Raw genomic sequence first — 576 nt, 5'->3', positions numbered from 1 at the left:
GCCCATGACACCAACGAGCTGGTGGCCGCGCACATCAAGGTCAAGATGCAGACCATCCACCTGATCGAGCGTTATGCCATCGGCGACCTGTCCGAAGACATGCAGCAGCTGCCCGGCGAGAAGGCGGCCATCACCGCGGCGATGAACCAGGTCAAGCACAACCTGTCGACCATGACCACCGAGATCAAGCAGCTGGCGCAGGCCGCGGCCAACGGCGACTCCAGCGCGCGCGGCGATGCCGAGCAGTTCCAGTTCGATTTCCGCATCATGGTGGAAAGCCTCAATACCTTGATGGCCACCGCCGACGGCAACCTGCAATCGCTCTCGGGCTTGTTGCAGTCGATCGCAGCCGGCGACCTCACCGCACGCATGAGCGGCGACTTCCGCGGCGTGTTCGCACAGATGCGCGATGACGCCAATGCGACAGCGAGCCAGCTGGCACAGATCGTCGGCAACATCCAGCAGTCGGCAGTGTCGATCAACGCGGCTGCCACCGAGATCGCCGCGGGCAATCAGGATCTGTCGCAGCGGACCGAGCAGCAGGCGGCCAACCTGGAAGAGACCGCCGCCTCGATG

1 pseudogene is annotated in these 576 nt (G+C 64.2%); it reads left to right on the top strand.

The features are described 5' to 3' along the window. A pseudogene (locus CSC70_RS14775) lies at window positions 1-576 on the top strand (methyl-accepting chemotaxis protein); the annotation flags it as partial.

The organism is Pseudoxanthomonas kalamensis DSM 18571, assembly GCF_010211745.1.
Lineage (GTDB): Bacteria > Pseudomonadota > Gammaproteobacteria > Xanthomonadales > Xanthomonadaceae > Pseudoxanthomonas_A > Pseudoxanthomonas_A kalamensis.
This window is presented reverse-complemented; position numbering and strand designations above follow the sequence as displayed.